General features: G+C 56.6%; 17 protein-coding genes. 14 read left to right on the top strand and 3 right to left on the bottom strand.

Translation table 11 applies throughout. The annotated features are described in order from the left end of the window. Window positions 1-275: 275 nt before the first annotated feature. The 6 genes from ACFFSY_RS19585 (at window position 276) to ACFFSY_RS19560 (ending at window position 5,891) form a co-directional block, all read left to right on the top strand. Entirely contained in the window at window positions 276-1,526 is a 1,251-nt protein-coding gene (locus ACFFSY_RS19585) for an RICIN domain-containing protein (protein ID WP_377497148.1), read from the top strand. Window positions 1,527-1,695: 169 nt separating this feature from the next. Beyond that, window positions 1,696-2,139: a GyrI-like domain-containing protein gene (locus ACFFSY_RS19580; RefSeq protein WP_377497146.1), complete on the top strand. Its 444-nt coding sequence runs from the start codon at window positions 1,696-1,698 to the stop codon at window positions 2,137-2,139. Between the two features lie 346 nt (window positions 2,140-2,485). Beyond that, on the top strand, window positions 2,486-3,085 hold the full coding sequence (locus ACFFSY_RS19575; RefSeq protein WP_377497144.1) for a class I SAM-dependent methyltransferase: 600 nt from the start codon (window positions 2,486-2,488) through the stop codon (window positions 3,083-3,085). Between the two features lie 97 nt (window positions 3,086-3,182). Further along, a complete protein-coding gene (locus ACFFSY_RS19570; RefSeq protein WP_377497141.1) occupies window positions 3,183-3,986 on the top strand; it encodes a GDSL-type esterase/lipase family protein in 804 nt (267 codons plus the stop codon). Further along, window positions 3,983-4,921 (top strand): ABC transporter ATP-binding protein, encoded by a 939-nt coding sequence (locus ACFFSY_RS19565; protein WP_377497139.1) that lies wholly within the window; start codon window positions 3,983-3,985, stop codon window positions 4,919-4,921. Before ACFFSY_RS19570 ends, ACFFSY_RS19565 begins: the two co-directional genes overlap by 4 nt. Beyond that, window positions 4,914-5,891, top strand: a complete 978-nt coding sequence (locus ACFFSY_RS19560; protein ID WP_377497137.1) for an ABC transporter permease — start codon at window positions 4,914-4,916, stop codon at window positions 5,889-5,891. Before ACFFSY_RS19565 ends, ACFFSY_RS19560 begins: the two co-directional genes overlap by 8 nt. A gap of 46 nt (window positions 5,892-5,937) precedes the next feature. Here ACFFSY_RS19560 and ACFFSY_RS19555 read toward each other — a convergent pair whose 3' ends face one another. After that, entirely contained in the window at window positions 5,938-6,717 is a 780-nt protein-coding gene (locus ACFFSY_RS19555) for an NAD-dependent epimerase/dehydratase family protein (RefSeq protein WP_377497135.1), read from the bottom strand. A 264-nt stretch (window positions 6,718-6,981) separates the two neighbouring features. Between ACFFSY_RS19555 and ACFFSY_RS19550 the strand changes: the two genes are divergently transcribed. The 8 genes from ACFFSY_RS19550 (at window position 6,982) to ACFFSY_RS19515 (ending at window position 21,061) form a co-directional block, all read left to right on the top strand. Beyond that, window positions 6,982-8,058, top strand: a complete 1,077-nt coding sequence (locus ACFFSY_RS19550; RefSeq protein ID WP_377497133.1) for a GGDEF domain-containing protein — start codon at window positions 6,982-6,984, stop codon at window positions 8,056-8,058. A 129-nt stretch (window positions 8,059-8,187) separates the two neighbouring features. After that, complete coding sequence (locus ACFFSY_RS19545; RefSeq protein ID WP_377497131.1) at window positions 8,188-11,097, top strand: bifunctional diguanylate cyclase/phosphodiesterase; 2,910 nt, start codon at window positions 8,188-8,190, stop codon at window positions 11,095-11,097. A 609-nt stretch (window positions 11,098-11,706) separates the two neighbouring features. Continuing rightward, window positions 11,707-12,612: a hypothetical protein gene (locus tag ACFFSY_RS19540; protein WP_377497129.1), complete on the top strand. Its 906-nt coding sequence runs from the start codon at window positions 11,707-11,709 to the stop codon at window positions 12,610-12,612. Between the two features lie 46 nt (window positions 12,613-12,658). Beyond that, window positions 12,659-13,402, top strand: a complete 744-nt coding sequence (locus tag ACFFSY_RS19535; RefSeq protein ID WP_377497127.1) for an ABC transporter ATP-binding protein — start codon at window positions 12,659-12,661, stop codon at window positions 13,400-13,402. Further along, entirely contained in the window at window positions 13,395-14,159 is a 765-nt protein-coding gene (locus ACFFSY_RS19530) for a DUF2705 family protein (protein ID WP_377497125.1), read from the top strand. Before ACFFSY_RS19535 ends, ACFFSY_RS19530 begins: the two co-directional genes overlap by 8 nt. A 102-nt stretch (window positions 14,160-14,261) precedes the next feature. Continuing rightward, on the top strand, window positions 14,262-15,788 hold the full coding sequence (locus tag ACFFSY_RS19525) for a sensor histidine kinase (RefSeq protein WP_377497123.1): 1,527 nt from the start codon (window positions 14,262-14,264) through the stop codon (window positions 15,786-15,788). Beyond that, a complete protein-coding gene (locus ACFFSY_RS19520; RefSeq protein ID WP_377497121.1) occupies window positions 15,785-16,486 on the top strand; it encodes a response regulator transcription factor in 702 nt (233 codons plus the stop codon). The genes ACFFSY_RS19525 and ACFFSY_RS19520 overlap by 4 nt, the downstream gene beginning before the upstream one ends. 183 nt (window positions 16,487-16,669) lie before the next feature. Beyond that, complete coding sequence (locus ACFFSY_RS19515) at window positions 16,670-21,061, top strand: S-layer homology domain-containing protein (protein ID WP_377497119.1); 4,392 nt, start codon at window positions 16,670-16,672, stop codon at window positions 21,059-21,061. 259 nt (window positions 21,062-21,320) lie between these two features. Here ACFFSY_RS19515 and ACFFSY_RS19510 read toward each other — a convergent pair whose 3' ends face one another. Both ACFFSY_RS19510 and ACFFSY_RS19505 read right to left on the bottom strand, forming a co-directional pair. Continuing rightward, window positions 21,321-23,123 (bottom strand): sensor histidine kinase, encoded by a 1,803-nt coding sequence (locus ACFFSY_RS19510; RefSeq protein WP_377497117.1) that lies wholly within the window; start codon window positions 23,121-23,123, stop codon window positions 21,321-21,323. 17 nt (window positions 23,124-23,140) lie between these two features. Continuing rightward, the gene (locus ACFFSY_RS19505; RefSeq protein ID WP_377497114.1) at window positions 23,141-24,706 is read right to left on the bottom strand and encodes a response regulator; all 1,566 of its coding nucleotides are present in this window, start codon (window positions 24,704-24,706) and stop codon (window positions 23,141-23,143) included. Between the last annotated feature and the right edge of the window lie 227 nt (window positions 24,707-24,933).

Genomic DNA, 24,933 nt, shown 5'->3' with positions numbered 1-24,933 from the left:
TGGCAGTATGATTTACGGATTCAAGGAATAATACCCCACAAAAAATTGGCATCGATCACAAAAATTTGGCTATTAAAGTACTGGCGCCTACCTGATAAGATATTGGCGCGGCGCAGGAAATGATTTCCCGATCGTCGTAAACATGTATCTCTCGGGAGAGGAGGTTGCCAACCGTTCGCCATTTGTAATGTAAGCGCTTCACTAAGGAATTAAGGTCGTCATTCGTTAGTCGTAACGCGTACGTGTAGAAGTCCATTTCCGTGAGGAGGGTTTTGATGATTCAGGCACTGCAAGGCAAGCGGCTGTACATTTTCACGCTCGTAATCGCGCTTCTGGTTAGTTTATTGCCTATGACGAAAGCGAATGCGGCGTACAATTTGGTCTGGAGCGATGAATTCAACGGCACATCGATCGATCAGAATAACTGGAGCTTCGAGATCGGGAACGGCAGCGGCGGATGGGGCAACAACGAGCTCGAGTATTACACCAATCGTCCGGAGAACGCGAGAATCGAGAACGGCAATTTGGTTATCGAAGCGAGGAAAGAAAACTACGGCGGGATGGCGTACACGTCAGCCCGTCTGAAGTCGCAAGGGAAGAAGAGCTTTAAGTACGGCCGGATCGAAGCGCGCATCAAGATGCCCAAAGGTCAGGGGCTGTGGCCAGCGTTCTGGACGCTCGGTTCGGACATCGGTACGATCGGTTGGCCGAAGAGCGGCGAGATCGACATTATGGAGCACGTCAACAACGAGAACAACACGCACGGTTACATCCATTGGGATGCGAACGGGCACGCGCAATACGGCGGGGCCAGCCAAGCCGTCGACGTGACGCAATATCATGTATACTCGGTCGAATGGACGTCCAGCGCCATCAAGTGGTTCATCGACGGCGTTCAATTCAGAGAAGCGAACATCGCGAACAATATCAACTCCACGGAAGAATTCCATAAGGATCATTTCCTGCTTCTCAACATGGCCGTCGGCGGCAACTGGCCGGGATCCCCGGACGGATCGACGGTATTCCCGGCGAAGATGTACGTCGACTACGTGCGCGTCTATCAAGACGGCGCGACGCCGCCGCCTTCGAGCGGCATCGTGAACGGCGGCACGTACAAATTGATCAACGTGAACAGCGGCAAAGCGCTGGACGTGGCGAGCGCCGGAACGGCGCCGGGCACGAACGTGCAAATCTGGAGCGATAACGGCTCGGGCGCGCAGAAGTGGACGCTGTACCAGAACGCCGACGGTTCCTATAAGCTGATCAACGTCAATAGCGGCCATGCGCTGGACGTGGCCGGATCCGGGACGGGGGACGGCACGAACGTGCAGATCTGGAACGATCTGGGCAACGGGGCGCAGAAGTGGAATATCATTAAGAACGCCGACGGTTCCTACAAACTCATTAACGTGAATAGCGGCAAGGCCCTCGATGTGTCCGGATCGGGTACGGCGGACGGCGTAAATGTGCAAATTTGGAATGATAACGGCTCGGGCGCGCAGAAGTGGAGTCTGGTGAAAGTGTAGGCTCGACCAAGCAGAACAAGAACGGCCGATTCCCTCGGGGGAGTCGGTCGTTTTTGGGTTTGGATTTCCTCCTTTGTCCAAATCGTCAAAATCCTGCTTGACCACTGGTCGATTCGCTATGGCATAATTAAAATAACCAAATGTTTACATAAGATGAAAGGATGAGAATATGCAGCCTCAAGTCGTTCATTTGCCGGCTCGTCAAATAATCGGAGTCGGAAGCATTGGAGGAGAGCCGGTCAATCCTGGCGATGTGTGGCCCGTTTTGTTTACCCGTATGGGCGAGCTTACGGGCCGGATCAACGAGAGAGAGACATTGGGCTTGATCAAGCGCAGCCAGCACGGTTATCTGGCAGGCGTAGAGACGGAACTCTCGAGCAGAGTACCGGAAGGCATGTTCGCTTATGCGATTCCTGCCGGCGAATATGTCTCGTTGACGCATCGTGGCCCCGTCAGCCGAATCAACGATACGTTCGAGCGGTTAATTAGCTGGCTGACATCGAACGGGTACGAACCGTATGACGTCGTATGCTTCGAAGTGTACGACGAACGCTTCAGAGGCGAGGACGACACGAGCGAGTTTGACATCTATGTGCAAGTCAGACCGGCATAGAGGCATTCATGCCGCAGTCCTTGCGATCGCAGGCATCAGCAGCTGGTTATCTGACCGGCTGTTTTTATCATATTCATCTGCTTCAATTAATTGCATGACGGTCCTGCTTCATGCGCTGCAATCGCATATAGACCATGCAAGAAGAGGAGCCTGCCGAGCAGACTCCTCTTCTTGGCGCTTAAGCATGAATGGGTATAGTCCACCTGACATTGGCAAGAATACAACATGAGATTATGTATACATTGCTGCCTCATAACTAGTAAATGCTTCGGTAGACATCGTAGAGATTCCCGAATGTAACGGCGGGTCAAACGCTAGCTTGCTCGCGGCAACGGAGGTGATGGGCATGTCGATAGGGGATTTCGAGCAAATTGGCGGCGGATTGCTCGTCTTCGCAGCGCTGTGCGGTACGATGTCGATCGTGTATACAAGCTGGCGCAACGGTATCACGCCTATGCCGACTACGGGCATTGTAAGCCGTGAGGTCGCACGGGAGCTCCGCAATCTTAAGTCCGGCGGCACGCTCGTCGATGCCGGATCAGGATGGGGGACGCTCGCCTTCCATCTGCTGCGGTCATGTCCGGATTGGCGAATTGTCGGCATCGAGAACTCTCCGCTGCCGCTCTGCTACGCGAGGCTGGCTCGGCGTTTGCTGCCCGCTCTTTTGCGCAACAAGGTCCGATTCGAGCGCGGTGATCTTTATCGGTATCCATACGGGCAAGCGGACGCGGTCGTCTGCTATTTGCATCCGGCGGCGATGAAGCGGCTGGGGACGATTCTGAAGGAGCAGCTGCATCCGGGTACGCCAGTTGTCAGCGTATTCTTCACGCTGCCAGGCTGGCAGCCGATCCGCGTCGTGACGTGCCGGGATCTCTATCGAACCAAAGTCCACGTCTATGAAGCGGGCAGCGCGAATAATGTCATGCCGGCTGACACCGTTTTTTAAGCTGGCTTTCAGCTTCGTATGCTATGTTCACTGGTAGGATAGGACTAGCTTTGCAGGAAATTCCATAGGTATGGCCTGGATTAGGAAGGAGTGCGCGATGAACGGGAGATGGATGCAAGGACTTATGGCGGTCTCGGCGCTGTCCGGCTTGATCTGGCTGGGCGGCTTGGGCTGGACGATGCAGAATTACTTCACCAGTGCATCCGGCACGCCGGCAGTTCCGACGCCTGTGGCGGAGGAGACGCCGCCGGTCGCAGACGACGGCAAATTCCGCGTGGTCGCGCTCGGCGATTCATTAACACGAGGGGCAGGCGATCCAAGCGGCAAAGGTTATGTCGGCTACATGACCGATGAGCTCAAGACCAAGGCCGCGGATCAGGAGATTGTTGTCAAGAACTATGGCGTCGACGGGATGCGAACGCCTGAACTAGCCGAGTCGCTCGCGAAACCGGCCGTCCGCGCGGAGCTTGCGGCAGCGAATGCTGTCGTCGTCAGTATCGGCGGCAACGATCTATTTCGCAGCGGAGAGACGCTCGGCAACTTGGATCCAGTGAACATTGCCTCCATCCAAGAAACATTTCTGACCGATCTGAGTCGTGTTTTGAAGGAGCTGCGCACGCTCAATGCTTCCGCGGAGCTATTCCTTATCGGGCTTTATAATCCGTTCATTGCAAGGGAGAATACGCAGACGACAACCAAGATCGTGCGAGATTGGAACTATCAGGCGGCCGAGACGGCGGCCGCATACCCGGACACCGTCCTCGTGCCTACCTTGGACCTGTTCCAGCTGAAGGTGCAGGATTACCTCGCGGTGGACCAGTTCCATCCGAACGAGGAGGGATACCGGTTGATCGGGGAGCGGGTCGCTTCGCTTATCAGATGGGAGGAGGAGAGCGAATGACCGGCAAGTTTGGCGCAGCGGCGCAAGAAGAGATTACGTTATCCGTTCAAGGCCTTCGCAAGGTCATCGGGAAACGGGAAGTCATTCATGGCATCGACTTCGAGCTGAAGCGCGGCGAGGTATTCGGTTTCCTCGGTCCGAACGGAGCGGGCAAAACGACGACCATTCGGATGCTCGTCGGTCTGATCAAGCCGACCGCGGGCACGATTCGAATCTGCGGCTACGATCTGCACCGGCAATTCCCCGAGGCCACAGGGAGCATGGGCTGCATCGTCGAAAATCCGGAACTATACAGCTATTTGAGCGGCTGGGGTAATTTACAATATTTCGCGCGGATGATGCCTGGCATTGACGAGGCGCGGATGAACGAAGTCGTCTTGCTCGTAGGGTTATCTGCACGCATTCACGATAAGGTGAAGACCTATTCGCTCGGGATGCGCCAGCGGCTCGGCATCGCGCAAGCGCTGCTTGGCAAGCCGAAGCTGCTCATTCTCGACGAGCCGACGAACGGTCTCGATCCTTCGGGTATTCGGGAGATGCGGGAATTCATACGCTACCTGGCCGAGAAGGAAGGGCTAACGGTACTCGTATCAAGTCATCTGTTGAGCGAGATTCAACTCATGTGCGACCGAGTTGCGATTATTTCGAAAGGACGCGTCGTCCGCGTAGATACGGTGGACAATCTGCTGCTTCAGCAAGAGCGGGTGAGCTGGCGGCTGGACCCGATCGATAGAGGCGAGGCGCTGCTGCGAGAGCTTGCCGGATCAGCCGAGAGGCTTGGCGATTCGGTGCTGACCCCGTATGACGAGGATAAGATCGGGCGTTGGAATCAAGCGCTTGTCGAGACAGGCGTCATGGTAACCGAAATGTGCCGCAGGCTGCCCTCGCTGGAGGATCTGTTCCTGGAGCTGACGGGAGGGGAAGGCATTGATTAACCTCGTGTACAACGAAATGGTCAAGATTACCGGTAAGCGCAGGCTGCTCGTCATCACGCTCATCATCGCCATTCTGATCGCGCTCTTCACCTATGCCCAATCTCAGCAGGCGGCCGAGAACCGCAAGCGGTTCGGCGACGTCGACTGGCGTGTCGCGCTGGAGCTGCGGATTGCCGGCTGGGAGGCGAGGCTTGCGAGCGGCAGCGTACGCGGCAACGAAGGAGAGCTCGAACTGCGCATCGCGCAGCAGCGATACTACTTGGAACAGAACGTCAACCCTGCCGAACCAGGCGCGCCGACGTTCGTACGCAGCTTCGTGGAGAACGGCATCTCGCTGCTTCTGCCGCTCATGATGATGATCGTCGCGGCCGACTTGGTCTCCTCTGAGCATAGCTCGGGTACGATCAAGGTGCTGCTTACCCGTTCGGTGCGGCGCTGGCGAATTTTGCTCAGCAAATATTTGGCGCTCCTCTTATCGGTGTCGCTCATTATTACGTTGTTCGGTCTGCTGTCCGCGGTTATCTCGGGGCTCGTGTTCGGCTACCAGGGCTGGGATGCGCCGGTACTGACCGGCTTCGCCGTAACCGACGGCGAACTCGATACGTCGGGCGTGCGCATCGTGCCGCAGTGGCAGTTCATTGTCATGGAACTCGGGCTCGCCTGGTTCGTGTCGGTCGTCGTGGCGACGATTACGTTCATGTTGTCCGTCCTCGTGCGCACGACGGCGGCTGTCATGGGGATTATGCTGGCTTGCCTGATTGCGGGTACGATTCTGCGGACGATGGTCTCCTCCTGGGAGACGGCGAAATATCTGTTCATGGTCAATCTGGAGCTGATCGACTACTTGGAGGACGCCGCGCCTCCGATCGAAGGCATGTCGCTGGGCTTCTCGATGCTTGTTCTGTTCATTTGGGGCGCGCTTGCGCTCGTCGTGTCGTTCATCTCGTTCACGAGGCGCGATGTTTATTAACGAATCAACAGGGTGCCCGATTCCGGGCACCCTGTTTGATTTGCGCTTATAGCTCCTTCACGCCGCCTTGATAGACGGTTTCGTCATGCTTCACTGAAACATGGCCGCGTCTGGCTTCTTCCATTAGCTGAGCGGCGTCATCCTGCGGATTATATCCGATGAGGGTGCTTAAGTAGCCGATGTCGTAGTAGTTGTCGGCGTTGGCGGACGTGCCGTACAGGCAAAGGAACGGTATCGCCGGATCAGCCTCGATGCATCGCTCAGCCAGCTGCACCATATCCCGCTCGGATATCCAGATGTGCGCCGCGCGATCCGAATGCGGACGGTCGTCTTTCGGGAAGTTGCCGATGCGGATGTTAATGGACGAGATTCCGTACTTGTCCGCATACAGCCGCCCGAGAAGTTCGATGTAGCATTTGCTCAGCCCATAGAAGCTATCGGGGCGGTACGGGGAATGCGCCTCGACCTGCTCGCCGACTTTGTAATAGCCGGTTGCATGATTGGAGCTGGCGAAGATGACGCGCTTCACCCCGTTAAGGCGAGCTGCCTCGTATAGATGGTAAGCGCCAGTCACATTGATCGGCAGCACTTTGCCGAGAAAGTCGTCTTGGTCCTTGGCCCACGCGAAATGAAGCACGGTATCGATGCCGGCTGTCAACGCCAGCAGCCGCTGCGCATCCGTAACATCGAGCGGAACGACGCCGAGACTTTCGTCTGGATGTAGATCCGCAGCGACGATGTCATAGGCGCCGAGCTCGCGAAGACCTGCCGTGACCCGGGCGCCGATCACACCGGAAGCGCCAGTGACGAGCAGTTTTCGTTTCATCGTTCATCACCCTCCAATTTTGACAATCGTTTACTTGTACTATACCCATTTTGCGGTAAAGTTGACGTTATGCGTTTTGCGCGAAGAGTAGCCTGCAGCAGATCCATTTTTGACCATAAGCGTTTGATATTGCTAGTGGCTTCACAGGTTAGGGAAGCAGGATAATCCATCGGAGCAGAGAATTTTTAATGAGATAAACGATTTGTCGGACAGGTAACGAGGAACGAACACCACAGAACAAGCACGAGAAGGCAGGCAGAATGAATGAACCCATACGAGGTACACCGTCGAGGTTTATATCCGGATATTTTGCGAAGCTGCTGGCTGATTACGGGTCTGTATGTGTTAGGTACAGGCGTGCAGCTTTTTTTTACCGAACATGATACTTCGGATTTCTTCTGGTACGCGATATGCTTCCCCGCCTTGAAGCTGGCCGCCATGAACGCGTTCATGGGCTGGCTGTTCCGGAAGGAGCGGCCGTATGCGGAATACCAGCTTATCATCGGCGTCAATTTGTTTATCTGCATCATCATCTTCTCGCTATACGAGCTGTCCATCGCATTCTACAGTTTGATCATTCCGCTGCTGTTATCCTTGTATTTCTACAGCAGGCGCTTGATCCTTTTCGCGCTTGGGCAGGCATTGTTCAGCGTCGTCGCGATCTCTGCGCTGTCCCCGGTCATCCGCGCGCATCTCGACGTCTCCGAATTAATTATGCTCGTGTCGCTGCTCGTCGCGACCGCCCTCATTGCCAACAATTTGCGCAAGCATGCGTTCGCGTTATCCAGCGAGTTGGTGGCGGTGACGCAAGAGAAGCAGGATCTTCAAACGAAGAACGTGTTGATGGAGAAGCTGAGCCGCGTCGATTCGGCGACGGGGCTATATAATCACCGTTCCTTCCATGAGCATTTGACGCATGTTATGGCGATAGCCGAAGTCAATTCCCTCCAGGTTCATCTCGTCCTGCTCGATATCGACAATTTCAAGCGGGTGAACGATACGTACGGACATGCCGCGGGGGACACCGTTATTCAATTCGTGGCCGGTCAGCTGCAAGCCTTACAGGATCCGGATGACTTCGTATCGAGGTACGGGGGAGAAGAATTTGCCATCTTGACCGTCGGCAAAGACACGGCCAGAGTAACGGAGCAGCTGGAGACGATCCGGGAGGCGATCGCCGAACGGACGCACGAGAAACTAAGCGGAGAAACGATTACGGTCAGCATCGGCTTGCGTCGCCTGGAAGCAGGCATGAGCAAGGAGGAGCTGTTCCATCAAGCGGACATGGCGCTCTATCAAGCGAAAAGGTCGGGGAAAAACCGAACGATCGTATCCGGCTAACGCATCTGCAACCGAGTCCATGTAAGTGCGATCTCGCAACTACGGCAATTCAAGTGATCTACAATATAGACAACCAGAATAATCGCCTGTCATCGGGCGAGAACTTCAGGATAAGGGAGAGTACCCCACGTGCGCGTCCATCAGCATAGTTATCACAATCAGGAGCAGCTTCGAGCGTGGCTGCGGGAACGATCCATCAATGCGTCCAACCCTCTGCTCGTTCAAATGTTCACGTCCACACCGCAGGCGCTTAGCCTCCAGACGATCGCGGACCTCGTCCAATCGCTCTTGCCCAATGCCGTTATAATCGGCTGCACCTCGGCAGGGGAGATCATCGATGGGGGCGTCCAAGCCCAGTCTACGATTATATCCATCGTCGAATTCCAACAAGCAAGCATCGTGTCCGCCTCACTCGAACTAACGCCCGGTGTAACCGAGTACGAGGCTGGGAAGCTGCTTGCCGCGAAGTTGAGCCAGCCCGGCATGAAGGCGATGATCGTCTTCACCGGTACTATGGATAATTCGGATGCGTTCTTGCAGGGAATCGGAGATGTCCACCCTGATGCGATCCTCGCCGGCGGCATCGCGGCTGGGCTTGAAGACGGACGCTCGCTTATCCTTGGTCAGTCGCTAATGAAAGCAGGCGCCGTAGGCATCTCGCTGGCTGGCGAGAACTTGCACGCCGCGAACGCTTACAGTCTTAGCTGGAATCAAATCGGCAAACGGTTTGCCGTCACGCATGCCGAAGGCAAACGTCTCTATCGGATCGACAATCGGAACGTCATCCCGCTCTATCGCAAATATTTGGGCGAGAACATTGCGGAGCATATTGTGGAGAAGAGCAAAAACTTCCCGCTGATCATGCAAAAAGATGGTATTGAGATTTGCCGGGATATTATCGACGTGCATGATGACGGATCCGTTACGCTTTCCGGAAACATCGAGAACGGAGACGTCGTCCGGTTCGGCTTCGGCGATCCCGAGCTTATTATCGATCGTTCGAAGCGTCTCGTCGAGCAATTGCTGGATATACCATCCGAGGCGATCTTCATCTATTCCTGCGAAGCGCGCAAGAATTTCATTTTCCATTCCATTGGCTACGAAATCGAACCGCTGCAGCAATTAGCGCCAACCGCCGGATTATTCACGAACGGCGAATTCTATCATCATCAGAAGTCCAACGTCGTGCTGAATCACTCGATGACCCTGCTCATTCTTGCCGAGGGCGATAACGCGCAGCCGCGCGTCTCGCCGCCAGAGGAAGCGCAGCGCCCGCAGCAATGGGGGGAGCTGGACGTCTTGAAGGCGATGTCTAATCTGGCGCAAGTGTCGACGGACGAATTGTTCGAGCTGAATGCTTACCTGGATGAGTCGGAACAGCGTTACAAATCGCTGGTCGAGTACAATCCCGACATCGTATACTCCATTAACGCGGGCGGCGATTTCCTGACGAAGAACAGCAAGTTCCAGGAAATCCTGGGTTATCTCGACCACGAGGTCAAGTCGCTGTACGCGATTTTGGTCGATTCGGACCGGGCGCCAATGCAGCACAGCATTTCGCAAGCCTACTCGGGTAAGCCGCATACGTTCGAGACGACATTGATTCATCGAACCGGGATCGCCATTCCGTTCATGATCATCAACATTCCCATCGTCGTGAACGAAGCGATCGTCGGCGTCTACGGTATTGCCAAGGATATTTCGGCTCGGAAAGAGGCGGAGAAGCGAATCACGCATATGGCGTATTACGATACGCTGACGGATCTGCCGAACCGCATGCTGCTGCATAAGCGGATGGACGAGCTGTTAACAGACCCCGATCCAGATGGCCGTATGTTCGCCTGCATGTTCCTCGATCTGGATAATTTCAAGGAAATCAACGATACGTTCGGTCATTTCGCGGGCGACCGGCTGCTGCAGCAATTCTCGCACGACTTGTTGGACATTCTGAATGATCGCGGTATTGCGGCACGGTTCGGTGGAGACGAATTCGCGATCTTGATCCAGGTCGCTACCTCGAAGACCGCCGAGGAGTTGGCCAAGCGAATCATCCGTTACTTCGAGAACCCCGTCAACGTCATGGGAACCGAGCATTATATTACGGTGAGCGCAGGCATCAGCATCTATCCGCAGGATGGCGACACATCAGAAGCGCTGTTGAAGAATGCCGATATGGCGATGTATAAAGCGAAACAAGCCGGCAAAAATCGCTTTCAGTTCTATAACAGCGAGTTCTGCGATTTGATGGTGGAGAAGCGGGCGCTCGTAGGCGAGCTGCGCAAAGCCATTGCCGACGAAGAGCTTGTGGTGTTTTACCAGCCGTTGTTCGATCTCAAGAGCAAGAAGCTCATCGGCGCCGAGGCGCTCGTTCGATGGTTTCACGCGGACAGAGGAGCGATCGCGCCTTCCGTGTTCATCCCTGTCGCGGAAGAATACGGTCTCATCGACCAGTTGGGACATTGGGTGCTCAAGACCGCGTGCCGTCAGCTTGTGGCATGGCAAAGCCGGTATAAACCGGAATTGGTCATGTCGGTGAACGTATCGTATCAGCAGTTCGGACGCTACGATTTCGTCGAGAGCGTCAGCGGCGTCTTGCAGGGAACGCGCCTTGCGCCACAGTCGCTCCATCTGGAGATTACGGAGAGCACGGCGCTGATTGATTTGACGCATACGAAAGCCGTGCTTCGACAGCTGCAATCCATCGGGGTGTCGATCGCGATGGACGACTTCGGGACGGGATACTCCTCGCTCAGCTGCGTCAAGGATTTATCGATCGATAAGCTGAAAATCGACCGTTCGTTCATTACAAATATTTCGACAGACGAGCGAGATGCGGCCATCGTCAAGACGATCATCGCGTTATCGCGCAATTTGCACATGAAGGTGTTGGCCGAAGGGGTGGAGACACCGGAGCAGCTGGCGAAATTGGCCGAGTTCGAATGCGACGAGATTCAAGGCTTCCTGTTCAGCCGCCCGCTGGACGCCGAACAATTCGAAGCGCAGTTCCTGCAGCGCAACATGAATGAGGAAGAGTGTTAAGCGCGCCTTGCGGGCACATGACAACCGTTCGATCCGAACCTTGCGTTCGTCGAACGGTTTTTTTGTCATGAAATTCGTCAGGAGGACGACCTATGGTGCATATAAATTAGATGTAAACGCCAACAAGGCCGCATCTTGCGCGCCGTGGTGAAAGGAGCGATCCGCAACCGATAGAGGCAACTATCAAATGCTGTTTTGCAAGCGATACCAGTCGAATCTAGCGAAGGCTTACCGTCCAAAAATCGAACAAAGGTGGTTAAAAGCATGAAATACGAAGAGCTCCTCCTTCTGTTTCTCAAGTCGCTGGCCGCACTGCTTGCCAACTAACATCTGCCGCTTGCATGCGGTACGTCCGCGTTCAGCTTCACACATACAGGTTAACTCCCGTGCTCCATAGCGTTATGCTAGCTCAGCCTCGACGTCTGCGTCGAGGCTGTTTGCGTTGGGCGGCGAATGGCGTTTCTTGCGGCTGTATTTCCTATTTTATACTTTTTTAAGACTTTCCTTAGAGGCGCTTTAGAGCTGCCGGTTATTCTGATATCAGCGGACGGGAGCAAGGGAAATAACGCGAACGTACCGCGAATGCGAATAACGAGGAGGAAGGTACTAATGAAGAAGAAATGGATGATCGGAACGGGAATCGGCGTCGGCGCCGTCATGCTGGTGGCGAGCGGTCTAGCCGCAGGCGCGGGGAATTCGGGTTATGAAGCATACAAGGAAGCATGGAAGCAGTCCGGCACGATTAGCAGCATTGCGGGTGAAGCGTCGTTCCAAGTGACGGATAACGGGGCTAGCTTATTTGCCGCCAGTACAACTTTCAAAGGCGACACCGACAAACAGGCGGGCAGTGCGAGCGTCCGACTGACGAACGGCAAAGAGAGCAAGTCATTGAACGTCTACCATCAAGACGGCCGCACGGTGCTGAAGAAGGGAGACAGCGACATCTATCAAGTGTACGAGGGAGACGGGAAGGACTGGGAAGACGGCCGTGAAGGTCATGCGATGAACGGTAAGCATGCGGAGCTAGCGGAGAACGTCATCGACGCGCTGGTGGGACAGCTCCGTAACCAAGTAACGTTGATCGAAGGCAAAGACGGTGGCAAGCAGGTGGCGCTGCATCTGAACAGCGCACAAATTCCAGCTCCGGTTCAAGCCATTGGTTCCTTCTTGATCACGGCCGCTTCGGAGCACGAAGACGAGCTGAGTGAAAAGTCGGCCGATTCCGCTATGCCTCGCGAGTTAGACGTCGAGCTTCCCGATCTGGTGGACGACGTGCGCATAACCGCGATCAATCTGGACGCGGAGATCGATGCGAACAACTTGATCCAGGATCAATCGGCCGAGATCGTCGTATCGGGCCAAGATGCAGCGGGTAAGCGCCACGAGCTGAAGGTAGAGCTGGACCTGCAGGTTACGCAGCGGGATCAGGTAGCGCCGGACACTGTGGATTTGACGAATAAGCAGGTCGAGATCGTCAAGCCGGACGATGACCAGAAGAATGGCCACGGCTGGTAATTTGACGTAACGAGTCACGAAAGAACAAGGAAGGGGCGATTCAGGCATGGAGCCGGTCATGGAAGTCAGACAGGTCGTCAAGCGGTACCCGGGCGGCCGCGTCATCGCGAATATGAGCATACGAGTCGGCAAGGGGGAAGTATGGGGGCTGTTCGGACCGAACGGAGCGGGCAAGACGACGCTGCTGAAAATCCTGACCGGTCTTATCCATGCGGATAGCGGCACCGTCAAGCTGTTCGGTATCGACATCCAGGATCACTATGCGTCCGCGATGTCGCGCGTCAGCTGCCTGATCGAGACAGCAGACGCTTACGAATATATGAGCGCCGAGCGAAATCTGAAGCTAGCGGCGCGCTACTATCCGGATCTTCCGAAAGGAAGGATCGACGAGGTGCTGGAACTCGTAGGATTGAGTAACGAGAAGCGTAAGAAAGTGTCCGGCTACTCCCTTGGAATGAAGCAGCGGCTCGCCATTGCGGCGGCGCTGCTCGCAAGGCCGGAACTGATCATCCTGGATGAACCGACCAACGGGCTCGACATCGACGGCATTCTTTGGCTCCGCGGCCTGATCGCTCGGCTATCGCGGGAAGAAGGGACGACATTCCTCATCTCCAGTCACGGCATCCAAGAGATGGAACAGGTGTGCACGCATGCCTGCATCATCGGCGGCGGCGAACTCATCAGCCAAGGGCGCATAACCGACTTGGTCGGCGGCGGGATCACGCTCGAAGACGCTTATCTGTACGCGATTCATGGGCAAGCGAAAGGAGCGGCGAGGATTCATGCATAGCTATGTCGCGAACGTGCGCAACGAAATCGATAAGCTGCTGGCCATGCGCAAAATCCGTATGGTGCTCCTCCTTACCGCGATCGTACCCATCATAGCGGGGGTGCTGCTCGGCAGCTTGAACGGCCGAACGGGGGTGAGCTTCATCGGTGCTGGCGGGGCCGCCGGATTGCCCCTTCTTATGTTGGACTTGATGGTCGTGTTCTGGCTGCCTCCGGTCTTGTTCATGACGGTAGCTGAATTATTCGCCGGCGAGAAGGCGGCGCGAACGATGAAGCTCGTCGTGACGAGGCCGATCGCAAGATCTGCGGTCTATGCCTCCAAACTGACGGCGGCTGCGGCGCTCTGCCTGCTTATGCTCGGAGAAGTGTGGCTGCTGGCTTGGCTGACCGAACTGTTCACAGGCATGGGCAGCGGGGCGTCCGCGCTTGGCGCACTGCACAGCATGGGCGTCTATTTTGCCGCTTTCGTCCCGATGATGGCGTTCGCGTCTCTTGCGGCTTTCGTCGTGCAATGGTTCGGCAGCAGCACCGGTGCCTTCTTATTCCTCTTGTTTCTCTATCTGGTCGGGAAGGCGCTGCCGCTTGTCTACCCGTCGTCTACGACATGGAACGTGTTCGCGCAATCCGATTGGTATCGGCTTTGGCTTGGAAATCTCCCATCCGCTAGCCACGCCATTACGTTGTTCCTGTTCTTGCTGGCGCACGGTATAATTAGCTATGCGGCTGGCTGGTACCGGTTCGAGAAGCAATCGTACTGACGCCAAGGCCGATTCGGCAACACCGCCAAGCTAATTTGCTGCCTAATAACCATCAAGCGCGCTGCGCGGGTGCAGGCAAGCGCCTGAAGGAGTAGAAATGCCATGTCGATCCGTCTGAAACTGCTCTTCTCTTATATCGCGATGATCATCGTCCCGGTCGTCTTGTTCCTCATGGTCATGATGGGACTGCTGGCGATGATTTACAGTGACGAAGTCGGCATCGATCCGCCGATCAAGCTGGAATCCGTGGAGAGGATGAAGGCTTTCCATGCGCTGCAGGAAGAGCAGGATCGGCAGATGGCGGGACTGTCGTATATGTTCGAGTACGAACCCGGTTTGATGGAGGATGACGCCTATCTGAAGCGAGCCGGCGATCAGCTTCAAGCGGTCAAAGCCGCGATGGTGCTGGAGAAAGGGGGGGCGTTCACGTACGTCTCGCCGCTCATGGAGAGAGCAGACATGTCCGAGCTGTCGACCAAGCTTCAAAGCGAACCGGTCGACGAGTGGTCGGATTCGGAATTTACGTTAGACGGGCGCAACTATACGTTCACGCAAGAAGCCGTCACCTATCAAGATGGCCTGAAGGGTTCGGTATTTTTTATGGCCGATATTACCGCTACCAACGAGATGGTCCGCACGTTCTTCCCGATCGTCGCGCTGCTGTTGATCGGCGCCGTCGTGCTGACGAACGGATTGCTCACGTATCTCGTGTCGCGAAGCATTCTTCGACCGATCAAGGCGTTGAAGCAGGCGGCCGAGCACATCAAGGAGGGCGATCTCGAGCATCCGCTCCAGATGAAGAAGCGCAGGGACGAGCTCGGGCGGTTGGGCAGCGCCTTCGAAGAAATGCGGCTGCGGCTGAAGGATTCGATTCGCGTGCAGCTTCAAGTCGAGGAGGACCGCAAGGCGTTAATCTCCAGCATCTCGCACGATCTCAAGACGCCGATCACCGCCATTGCCGGCTGCGCCGACATCATGCGGGACGGCATCGCCGACACGCCTGAGAAACAGCTCAAGTATATCCAAATGATTCATCGGAAGGCGGCCGACATGGACCGTATGATCGATGAGCTGTTCCTGTTCTCCAAGCTCGACATGAAGAAGCTGCCATTCCACTTTGCCCCTGTAGACTTGACCGCTTTCCTGAGCGACTGCGCCGAAGAATTGCGGCTGCAGTCCGAGTCTGGCGCAGGCGATCTCGACATCGGCTTCGAGCATCCGGGCGTACAGACCGTTCAGATCATGGCGGACAGGGAGAAGCTGGGCAGGGCGATCATGAATATCGTGGAGAACAGCTTGAAGCATATGGAGAAGCCGGAGAAGAAGCTGACCTTCAAGCTGGTCGCGCGATCAGGCGCGGATCAAGCCGGAATGGTCACGGTCAGTATCGCCGACAACGGCCCGGGCATCGAGCGAGAGTCGCTGCCGCGCATCTTCGAGCGCTTCTATCGCGCGGATGAAGCTCGTACTTCGGAGCGCGGCGGGAGCGGCTTGGGACTGGCCATTGTCAAACAAATCATCGAGGAGCATGGCGGGCGGGTATGGGCAGACAGCAGCTTGGGCGAGGGGACCGTGATTTCGTTCTCGCTGCCCATCCATGCCAAGGACACGCCGGGAGGGGCGCAATGAAGACGATTCTGATTATTGAGGATGATTCCGTTATCGCCGAAGTGCAGAAGGACTACTTGGAGGCAAGCGGTTTTGCCGTTGAGATTGCATCGACGGGCGAATCCGGTCTCCGGAAGGCGCTGGAAGGCGAGATCGATCTCATTTTGCTGGATTTGATGCTGCCCGGCGTGGACGGCTACGAAATATGCAAGCAAGTGCGGCGAACGAAGCATATCCCGATCCTGATGGTGTCCGCGAAGATTGAGGAGATCGACAAAATCCGAGGACTTGGCCTCGGGGCGGACGATTACATCTGCAAGCCGTTCAGCGTCGGCGAATTAGTCGCGCGGGTGAAAGCCCACATTAGCCGGTTCGAACGGCTAACCATGCAGCCAGGCCCGGGCACCCCCCAGCCGAAAGACGAGCTGCGGTTGAACGGGCTGACCATCGACAAGCTGGCCCGCAAAGTATTCGTGCGCGAACGCGAGGCGACGCTCACGACCAAGGAGTACGATCTCCTGCTCTACCTCGTAACGCACCCGAACCGGGTGTTCAGCAAGGATGAACTGTTCGAGCGGATCTGGGGCTTCGACGCGATGGGCGACAACGCGACGGTTACGGTGCATATTAGCAAGCTTAGGGAGAAAATCGAACGTCAACCGTCCAAGCCGCAAATGATCGAGACGATCTGGGGCGTCGGATATCGCTTTAACGTATAGCGCGGAATTCGGCTCATTCGCCGAGCTCATACATAAGGAGATATGGAAGGAGTTTTGCTCAAGGAGCGAGACTCCTTTATTTTGCGTTATGATTCGGAGGATTCTTGGATTGTCCGCGGAAGGGCCGCTCCCTTACATTTGACATGTAGCGGGAAGAACCCGATCAACGAAAGGAGAAATCCGATGAGGAAAACGCTTACTTTATGTGTGGCGCTGCTGGTCTTGCTCGCGGCCGCGACAACGACGCCCGGTTATGCAGAGGCGACATCGGCGGCGGCGTCCGTTCTCGAGGCCGCGCAGTTGGGCGGGGTGGGGGCTGGCGAGAACGCTGGCGGCGCTCAACCGACGGCCGAAGCGGGTGCCGGCGAGACCATCGGCGGCTCTTTGCCGACGGCAGATGGCGAGGCTGCGCTTGCAAGCGGCGACGAAGTCGGCGCGTCCGCAACCGTGGGCGCCGGAACCGCCTATGAGGCGGAAGCCGCAGGCCATACGATGACCGGCAACGCGTCTGTATCGGACTGCGCTGCCTGCTCCGGCGGCAAGAAGGTCGGCGGCTTGTACCAGGGCAGCACGCTTCGGATGAACGGAATCGAGGTAGCGGAGTCCGGCTCTTATTACGCGATCGTCGACTATATCTCGGGTGATCCGCGCAGCGCGGATATTAGCGTGAACGGCGGCGCTGCGAAGCATGTGGAGTTCAAGAAAACGGCGGACTGGAACACGCTCGGTTCGCAGACAGTCATGCTGCAGCTGACGGCAGGCGCGAACGCGATCACGTTCGATGACGGGAATGGATACTCGCCAGATATCGACCGCGTCACGATTGTCCCGGCGGCCCAAAGCTATGAAGGCGAAGCCGCATCGAACACGCTCGCCGGCAATGCCTCCGTCAACGATTGTGCCGCATGCTCGGACGGCAAGAAGGTCGGCAACCTGTATCAAGGCGCGAGCGTTCGCGTGAACGGGATCCGCGTCCCCGAAGCGGGGGCTTACGAGATGACCGTGCATTATATTTCCGGCGATCCGCGGTCGTTCGCAGTCAGCGTGAACGAAGGTCCGGCGCAGAGCATCCTGTTCGCAAAGACGGCGGACTGGGACACGGTCGGCACGCAGAAGATCAACGTGACGCTGCAGGCTGGCGATAACAGCATCCTGTTCGCGGACGGCGGCGGCTATGCGCCCGACCTGGACAAAATCACGGTAGAGCCTTTTGCCGGCGAAGTCGTCGCGGGCTGCGAGCAAGCCGCGGCCGATCCGCAAGCGCCAAGCGGCGAACCCTTGAAATCGAAGACGTTCGGCGCGATCACGGTCAAGGAATATGCGAGTTTCGTTCTGATCGAGCAAGGCGACTACGCGATCCTTTACGATTTGAATAGCGGCCTTGCAGCCTATAGCTGGAACGGCAAATCCATGACGAAAGGCGTCTACAGCAAGTTCGGCGAGTTGGCGAGCAGCTGCTATGCCGAGCATCGCTTCGATATGGACCAGGCGAAGCCGCTTGCGGACGGCTTCGGCGACGGCATTCAAGTTACCTTCAGCAGTCAGGAGACAGGTAAGCCTACACTCAATCAAGTATACCGTTTATATGCTGGTAAACCATTCTTCCTGACGTATACGGAGGCCAAGGGGGATGCGGAGCTTGCATCGAATTACTTCGCCCCTGTCGTCACGAACACGAGGGGCGGCGTCGACGTCGGCAGCTATGGCGATGGCCGTGTCTTGTCCGTTCCTTATGACAACGACATGTGGGTTCGATATCAAGCGGTGCCGGTGAATGCGTCCGATACGAGCTATGAGGTGACGACCGTCTACGACAACGCGACCAGGAACGGTCTGATTCTCGGTTCGGTCACGCACGATACATGGAAGACCGGCATCGATTTCATCGGCGAAGCGAACAAGTTGAACTCGCTGCGCGTGTACGGCGGCGCATCGTCCGCGAAGACGCATGATTCGCAGCCGCACGGGATAGTAAGGGGGCAGACGCTGTCGTCTCCGACCATCTTCGTTGGTTATTATGCCGACTATCGAGATGGTTTGGAGGCCTACGGCAAGGCGAACGCGGTGATCGCGCCGCCGCTTGCGTTCGCCTCCGGCGTGCCGCAAGGCGTCCCCGTCGGATGGAACAGCTGGGGCGCTCACGGCAGCTCGCTCACTTATCAGCATGTCATCGATACGTCGAATTATTACAAGAACGAGCTGACGGCGATGAATAACGAGGGTGTCGCGTATATCAATATGGACTCGTACTGGGATAATTTGACCGATCAGCAGCTGGCTGACGCGGTGGCCGCAATCCGCGCGAACGGCCAGAAGGCCGGCATTTACTGGGGACCGTTCGTCTACTGGGGCAATAACATGGATCAGCCTGTAGACGGTTCCTCGTATGAGTACGGCGATATTTTGCTGCGCGATCAAGATGGCAATCTGCTCCCGACGCTGGATGGGGCTTACGCGGTCGACCCGACGCATCCCGGCGCTCAAGAGCGGATGGACTATTTCCTCGGCAAGTTCAAGCGTCTCGGGTTCGAATATATCAAGCTGGATTTCCTTACGCATGGGGCGCTCGAAGGCAAGCATTACGATGCTGCGGTGCAAACGGGCACGCAAGCGTACAATATAGGCATGGCCTACGTGACGGACGCCGTAGGCGACTCCATGTTCGTCAGCGCTTCGATCGCGCCGATGTTCCCAAGCCAATATGCGCACAGCCGACGGATCGCGACCGATACGTTCGGCACCATCGGAGATACCGAGTACCAGCTGAATGCGTTAACTTACGGCTGGTGGCAGAACGGTACGATCTACCCGTACACGGACCCGGACCATATGGCGCTCGCGCGGGCAGGCACGCTTGAAGAAGCGCGCAGCCGCGTCAATTCGGCCGTCATCTCGGGCACGGTATTCCTCGGGTCCGACGACGTGAACGATTCAAAGGCGAAGGCGTATATGGAGGTGCTTTATAAGAACGAAGCGGTCCTTGCAGTAGCGAAGAAAGGCAAAGCGTTCCGCGCAATCGAAGGCAACACGGGCGCTAAGGCGGCGGACGGCTTCGTGCTGAACGATGACGGCACGTATTATCTGGCTGTATTCAATTATGGGGGAGAAGGCGCCGAGAAGAGGATTTTGCTTGCGCGGGCAGGTCTCGACGAGAACAAGACCTATCAGGCAACGGAGCTGTGGAGCGGGGCATCATGGAGCGTGAAAGGTACGTTAACCGCTGCGCTCGGCGCGGCCGAGTCGAAATTGTATAAGTTGACGCCGGCCGCGGATGGCGGATCGAATTCCGGTCCTACCCCCGGAGGAGGCGTATCCGCGCCGAATCCGCCGGCGACAACGGGCCAGGCGACGGACGGAGATCTCTCCGCAGCAGCGAAGCTGCTGCCTGCGGAAGACGGCACGGCCGCCGTTGATATCAACACGGAACAAGCGCTCGCGCTGATCAAGCAGTCGGCGAAGGGGACCACGAGGTTTGCGATACAACTACCCAATACAGGCGATGCGTCAGCCGTTACGATTCGGTTGGACCGAGACCTAGCGGAGCAAGCGATCGAATCCGCTGGCAAGCAGGCCGCCATTCGCTTCGAGAGCCGTTTCGGCGCGTACACGATTCCGTTCATCCAGCTGCAATCGGCGGCGGACGAGAAGGATCGCATTCAGATTAGCTTTGGGAATCCGGAGGCACATGCGCTCTCCTCTCTGAAGCAAGCGCTGCCGTCGGATTATCAGCTGCAAGGATCGGCTGTTATCCGCATCGGAGCGGCCGAGGAAGCCGTTGACGCGGATCAGCTTCGCCAGTCGTTCGAGCACCTCGTCACTTACTCGTTCGCTGCGGACGGTAACCTGGTTCCGATCCAATCGGCCACGATTGTCCGCTTCACAACTAACGGCGAGTTGTCTCCGATTCCCGGCAAGCTTCATTTGCGCGAGAATGGGGCCTATGAAGCGACGTTTCCTTACCAAGGCGAAGGTATGTATGCCGTTGTTAGCGGGGCGAGGAGCTTCGCTGACACAGCTGGACATTGGGCGGGGAAGGCGATCGACCGGTTGGCTGGTCGTCTCATCGTGGAGGGGAAGACAGTTGATGACTACATGCCGAATGCGCCGATTACGCGGGCGGAATTCGTCTCGATGCTCGTACGGACGCTTGGCGTCGGGGGTCTCTCGACGGGGAACGGCTTGTTCAAGGACGTCGATACTGAAGCTTGGTTCGCTGCCGACATCCACACGGCGGCTGCGGCCGGGCTCGCGCAAGGGACGGCAGAAGGACAATTCCGCCCGAACGCCGACATCACGAGACAGGAGATGGCGGTCATGCTCGTCAAGGCGTTGACGATCGTCCAACCTTCTGCCTTCGAGACCATGGAAGCGGATGCGGTGCTGAACAAATACAAGGACGGCCATGAAGCAGCCGAATGGGCGATACCAGCGATTCAGATCGTCGTGCAAGCCGGACTCCTGCAGGGCAGCGCTGCAGGCGAGCTGCGCCCGCGGCAAGCCGCCACGCGCGCGGAGACGGCCGTGCTGCTTGATCGGCTGCTGGAGAAGCTAGGCTACACGGGGAAGGTGGAGTAAGAGAAGGAGCAGACGAACGGGGTTCTGCATGCAGGTTGCATGAGAGGAACTTCTATAGTGGAAGAACGCAGCGTTACAGGAACCGACCCTGTAGCGCTTTTTGCAGTTCTCGACTTAGGTGTAAATGTCGAAGCGGCATTAGGTCATTTACTTAGTTGCATGGTGTGGAGCCTCCTATCATGGGACGCCTTTTTTTGTTTCGAATAAAAAAGGCGTCCCGGCGTCATCTCTCGTGACACGCGGAACGCCCCCAATCCATTTATTTCAGACCGCTGAGCGGAATCCGGATCTGCACCGTCGTTCCGATGCCGAACCGGCTGAAGATCCGAATGCCGTACGATTCGCCGAACGCCAGCTTGATGCGGGCGTCGACGTTACGGATGCCATAGCCGGAGCTGCTCTCGCCGTCCCATTCGGGCTGGAGAATTGCGAGCTGCTCAGGCCGCATCCCCATGCCGTCGTCAATGACGTGAATGACCAGCTCCTCGTCCTCGATGCGCGCCTTCAAAATAATGTTGATGCCGGCCTCGTCGTCCCAGATCGCATGATGAATAATGTTCTCGATGAATGGCTGGAGCATCAGCTTGACGACGGGGTAGGGGAACGACGCTTCATCGATCTGTTCGTGAATATGAAGCAATCCTTGGAACCGGAGCTGCTGAATGGCGATGTACGATTTCGTCAGGCGTATCTCTTCCCCGAACGTAATGATGCGTTTGCCTTTGTTCAGCGAAATCCGGTAGAACTTGGCCAGATGGCCGACCATGTCTTGGATGCGCGTATCCTGGCTGCGGATGGCCAGCGCCGAGATGGAGGCGAGCGTGTTGTACAGAAAATGGGGGTTGATCTGCGCCTGCAGCATGTTCATCTCGGCTTCTCTCTTGGAAATTTCTTTCTTATACACCTCATTGATGAGCGCCTTCATCCGGCCGGCCATCTTGCCCATGGCAAAGGAGAGCTGTCCCAGCTCGTCGTGCGACGGATTTCCCGTCTGCACGTCGAAGTCTTCCCGTTCTATACGTCGCGTCATCTGGAGCAGCCGCTCGATCCGTTTGGTGAACATCCGGGCCATCGCGTAGATGAGGACAATAGCGATCAGACCTGTGACGAGTCCGACTGCCGATATGCGGGAGAAGGCGCGTTTCACGTTGCTCATCAAACTGTCATAGGAGACGATGGAGACGGTCTTCCAGCCGTTGTCGATCGAGTTATAGACGACATAGACGCGCTCGCCGTTATACGTGCCGAAGAAGCTTCCTGTTCGTTCATCCCCTTGATCATTGCCGTGCAGCCCGTCGTAGAGATTACGGCCCAGCAGTGCTTTGTCTTTGCCAGAGATAATCGTGCCGTCGGCCGCGACAATGAACACCTCTTTGTTCGCGTTCTCCTTCTCCATCAGGGCGAAAATATCGGCTTCGGGGATCTCCAATGTCAGGATGCCGTACGGATAATTCAGGCTGTTGTTATCGAGCTGTCTGGCGAGCACGATCCGGTTCGGCTTGCGCTCCTCGATCCCTTGGGCGACCGCTTCGTTCGACGGGTTCGTCTCGCCCATTACGGTGAACGTGACGGAGCCGTAGGCTTTCTCGACCGCTGCATACCACGCGTTCCGTTTCATGACGTCATCGGCCCGCCGGATGAATACCTGATCAGCCGGTAGCGTCGGATTGGTCGAATAAATAACGACATTCGATAGGTCGGAATTGGTCGCGAGCAAATTGTTGAACGTATTGTTGATGTACTCGTAGGCTTCCAAATACCCGCTGCCGCTCGAGTAATCGTTCGTCAGCATCGTTTGGAGCCGCCGGTCCAGATAAAGCGAGGACGAGATCTTCGAGTATGCGTCCAGCTTCATCTTCAAATTCGCGCTCACTTGACCGGTCGTCCCGGCCATGGAATCATACATCTGACGCGTTAGTTCGCTTCGCATCGTCTCATACGAGTAGGCGGCGAACAGCAGGATCGGTCCGAGCGAAACCAGGCCAAGAAGCGCGAACAGCTTGTTCCGAAGTCGCATATGCCGGAAAGGTTTCGTTAAGGCGGCGATGATGGCGTGCGGCACGGCGAGTTCCCTCCGGATCAACAAATTTGCTTGCGGTAGCCATTCGGCGTGTGCCCGGTCGTCTTCTGGAAGATCGAGCAGAAGTACGACACGTTCTCGTACCCGACGCGGATGGCAACCTCATGGATTTTGAGCGACTTGTCGGCAAGCAGGGCGGAGGCGTGCTCCATCCGCTTGCGGGTGATGACCTCCAGTATGGTCTGCCCGGTCTTCTCTTTGAACAAGGTTCGGATGTAATTGGGCGACAGGTAGACTTCGCGGGCGATATCCTCGACGGTGAGCGGCTTATGGAACGATGCCTCAATAATCGAGCGGATATGTCGCACGACATGTTGATGCCGATCCTTATCCTTCTCCGACAACGCCATGACAAGTCGATGGCAGATGTCCTGCACGTGAGCCTCGATCTCCGCCATCGTCTGGCAATCGTTCATGATCGTCCATTCGCTGTTCGTAAGCGGAAGGGAGAGCTCCTTCATGGCCGCGCCGAAATGCTTCAGCACGCCTGCCGCCAATCTGACGGCAGCCGTCCGGACCAAATGCCGATGCGCGCGGCATTCGCGCAGCTTCTGGAAGAATCGGGAGATCGCGACTTCCGTCTCTTCGGATTGCTGATGCCCGATCAGCTTGCATAAGAGCGCTTTCGTCTCTTCGGCGTCGATCTCCCCGGTAGCCGGTTCGCGCAGACGTTCCGCAACAAGCAGCGATCCGCTTCCTTCATAGAAGACGTGTTCACCGGCTAGCCGCGCTTCGCGGAACAAGGCATAGGCGTCCTCCAGTCGTTCGCCCATTCGGGACAATCCGATCGTGAGCCGAATCGGAAAATCCTCCGCGAGCAGCTGTTGAAGCCGTTCCCACATGGCTTCATCATCGCCGCCAGGCTCGATCCGATAAAGCGCGGCGAAGGCACCGGCCTCCCAATCCAGACAGCGTCCGGTATAGCCGAGCGCGCGCAAACACCGATAGAGCGATTCGCGCACGCTGCTCTGAATCGGATCGCTGACCGGTTCGCCCGCTTCGTCGGAATCCCCGCAATTGTTGACGGATAGGTAGGCGGCCCTGTAGCTCGCGAAATGGGGCAGACCGGCACGTTCCAGTTGGTGCAGCTGCTCAGCTAGCTTACTGCGGTGCTCCGGCGAATCCTCGGTCAGAAGCAGCCGCAGCAGCTTGTCTTTGGCCAGCTCCTCGGATTGCGCCGTCAGCTTTGCTTCCTCGCATTTGGCTTTCACCTTCTCCATCAATTGCGCTAGCTCCTCCATGTCGATCGGCTTCAGCAGGTAGCCAGACGCTTCGACCGCGAGCGCCGTCTTAATATATTGGAATTCGTCATGCCCGCTAAGGAAGACGATCTTCACCTTCTTGTCATGCTGCTTGGCGCGCTTGGCGAACTCGAGGCCGTCCATGATCGGCATGCGGACATCGGTCAAAATAATATCCGGATTCAGCCGCTGCGTCAGCTCGAGCGCCTCGCGTCCGTTCTTCGCCGTTCCGACGACCCGAATGCCCATGGACGCCCACGGTACGTTCTCCGAGAACGCTTCCAATTCCAATCGCTCGTCATCCACGATCAAGATTGTATACATCCTTTATGCAGCCTCCTCCAGCCGGTAATCAGGTATTGGTTTGTTCTATTATTGTAGTGCGCGTGCGGTATTTCAACAATGCCCGGCGCGAAACTCCGGCGGATCGGAGCATGATTCGGCGGATGTTTGCATAGAAGCCGTCTTCTTGCCTCCCCTATAATGAGAATCAATCCAGCGTAAATACATCACACAGGAGGGGCGGCAATGAATACAGCAGCGGTAAGAGC

Origin of the sequence: Paenibacillus aurantiacus (assembly GCF_042431225.1) — a bacterium.
GTDB lineage: Bacteria > Bacillota > Bacilli > Paenibacillales > Paenibacillaceae > Paenibacillus_Z > Paenibacillus_Z aurantiacus.
Note: the sequence above shows the minus strand (reverse complement) of the source record. Positions and strands in the feature narration are given on the sequence as shown.

Coding starts and splice junctions, on each gene's coding strand:
- ACFFSY_RS19580 (WP_377497146.1), top strand. CDS start 1,696: ATGCAGCCTCAAGTCGTTCATTTGCCGGCTCGTCAAATAATCGGAGTC.
- ACFFSY_RS19570 (WP_377497141.1), top strand. CDS start 3,183: ATGAACGGGAGATGGATGCAAGGACTTATGGCGGTCTCGGCGCTGTCC.
- ACFFSY_RS19540 (WP_377497129.1), top strand. CDS start 11,707: ATGAAGAAGAAATGGATGATCGGAACGGGAATCGGCGTCGGCGCCGTC.
- ACFFSY_RS19530 (WP_377497125.1), top strand. CDS start 13,395: ATGCATAGCTATGTCGCGAACGTGCGCAACGAAATCGATAAGCTGCTG.
- ACFFSY_RS19555 (WP_377497135.1), bottom strand. CDS start 6,717: ATGAAACGAAAACTGCTCGTCACTGGCGCTTCCGGTGTGATCGGCGCC.
- ACFFSY_RS19535 (WP_377497127.1), top strand. CDS start 12,659: ATGGAGCCGGTCATGGAAGTCAGACAGGTCGTCAAGCGGTACCCGGGC.
- ACFFSY_RS19505 (WP_377497114.1), bottom strand. CDS start 24,706: ATGTATACAATCTTGATCGTGGATGACGAGCGATTGGAATTGGAAGCG.
- ACFFSY_RS19520 (WP_377497121.1), top strand. CDS start 15,785: ATGAAGACGATTCTGATTATTGAGGATGATTCCGTTATCGCCGAAGTG.
- ACFFSY_RS19515 (WP_377497119.1), top strand. CDS start 16,670: ATGAGGAAAACGCTTACTTTATGTGTGGCGCTGCTGGTCTTGCTCGCG.
- ACFFSY_RS19585 (WP_377497148.1), top strand. CDS start 276: ATGATTCAGGCACTGCAAGGCAAGCGGCTGTACATTTTCACGCTCGTA.
- ACFFSY_RS19550 (WP_377497133.1), top strand. CDS start 6,982: ATGAACCCATACGAGGTACACCGTCGAGGTTTATATCCGGATATTTTG.
- ACFFSY_RS19525 (WP_377497123.1), top strand. CDS start 14,262: ATGTCGATCCGTCTGAAACTGCTCTTCTCTTATATCGCGATGATCATC.
- ACFFSY_RS19575 (WP_377497144.1), top strand. CDS start 2,486: ATGTCGATAGGGGATTTCGAGCAAATTGGCGGCGGATTGCTCGTCTTC.
- ACFFSY_RS19565 (WP_377497139.1), top strand. CDS start 3,983: ATGACCGGCAAGTTTGGCGCAGCGGCGCAAGAAGAGATTACGTTATCC.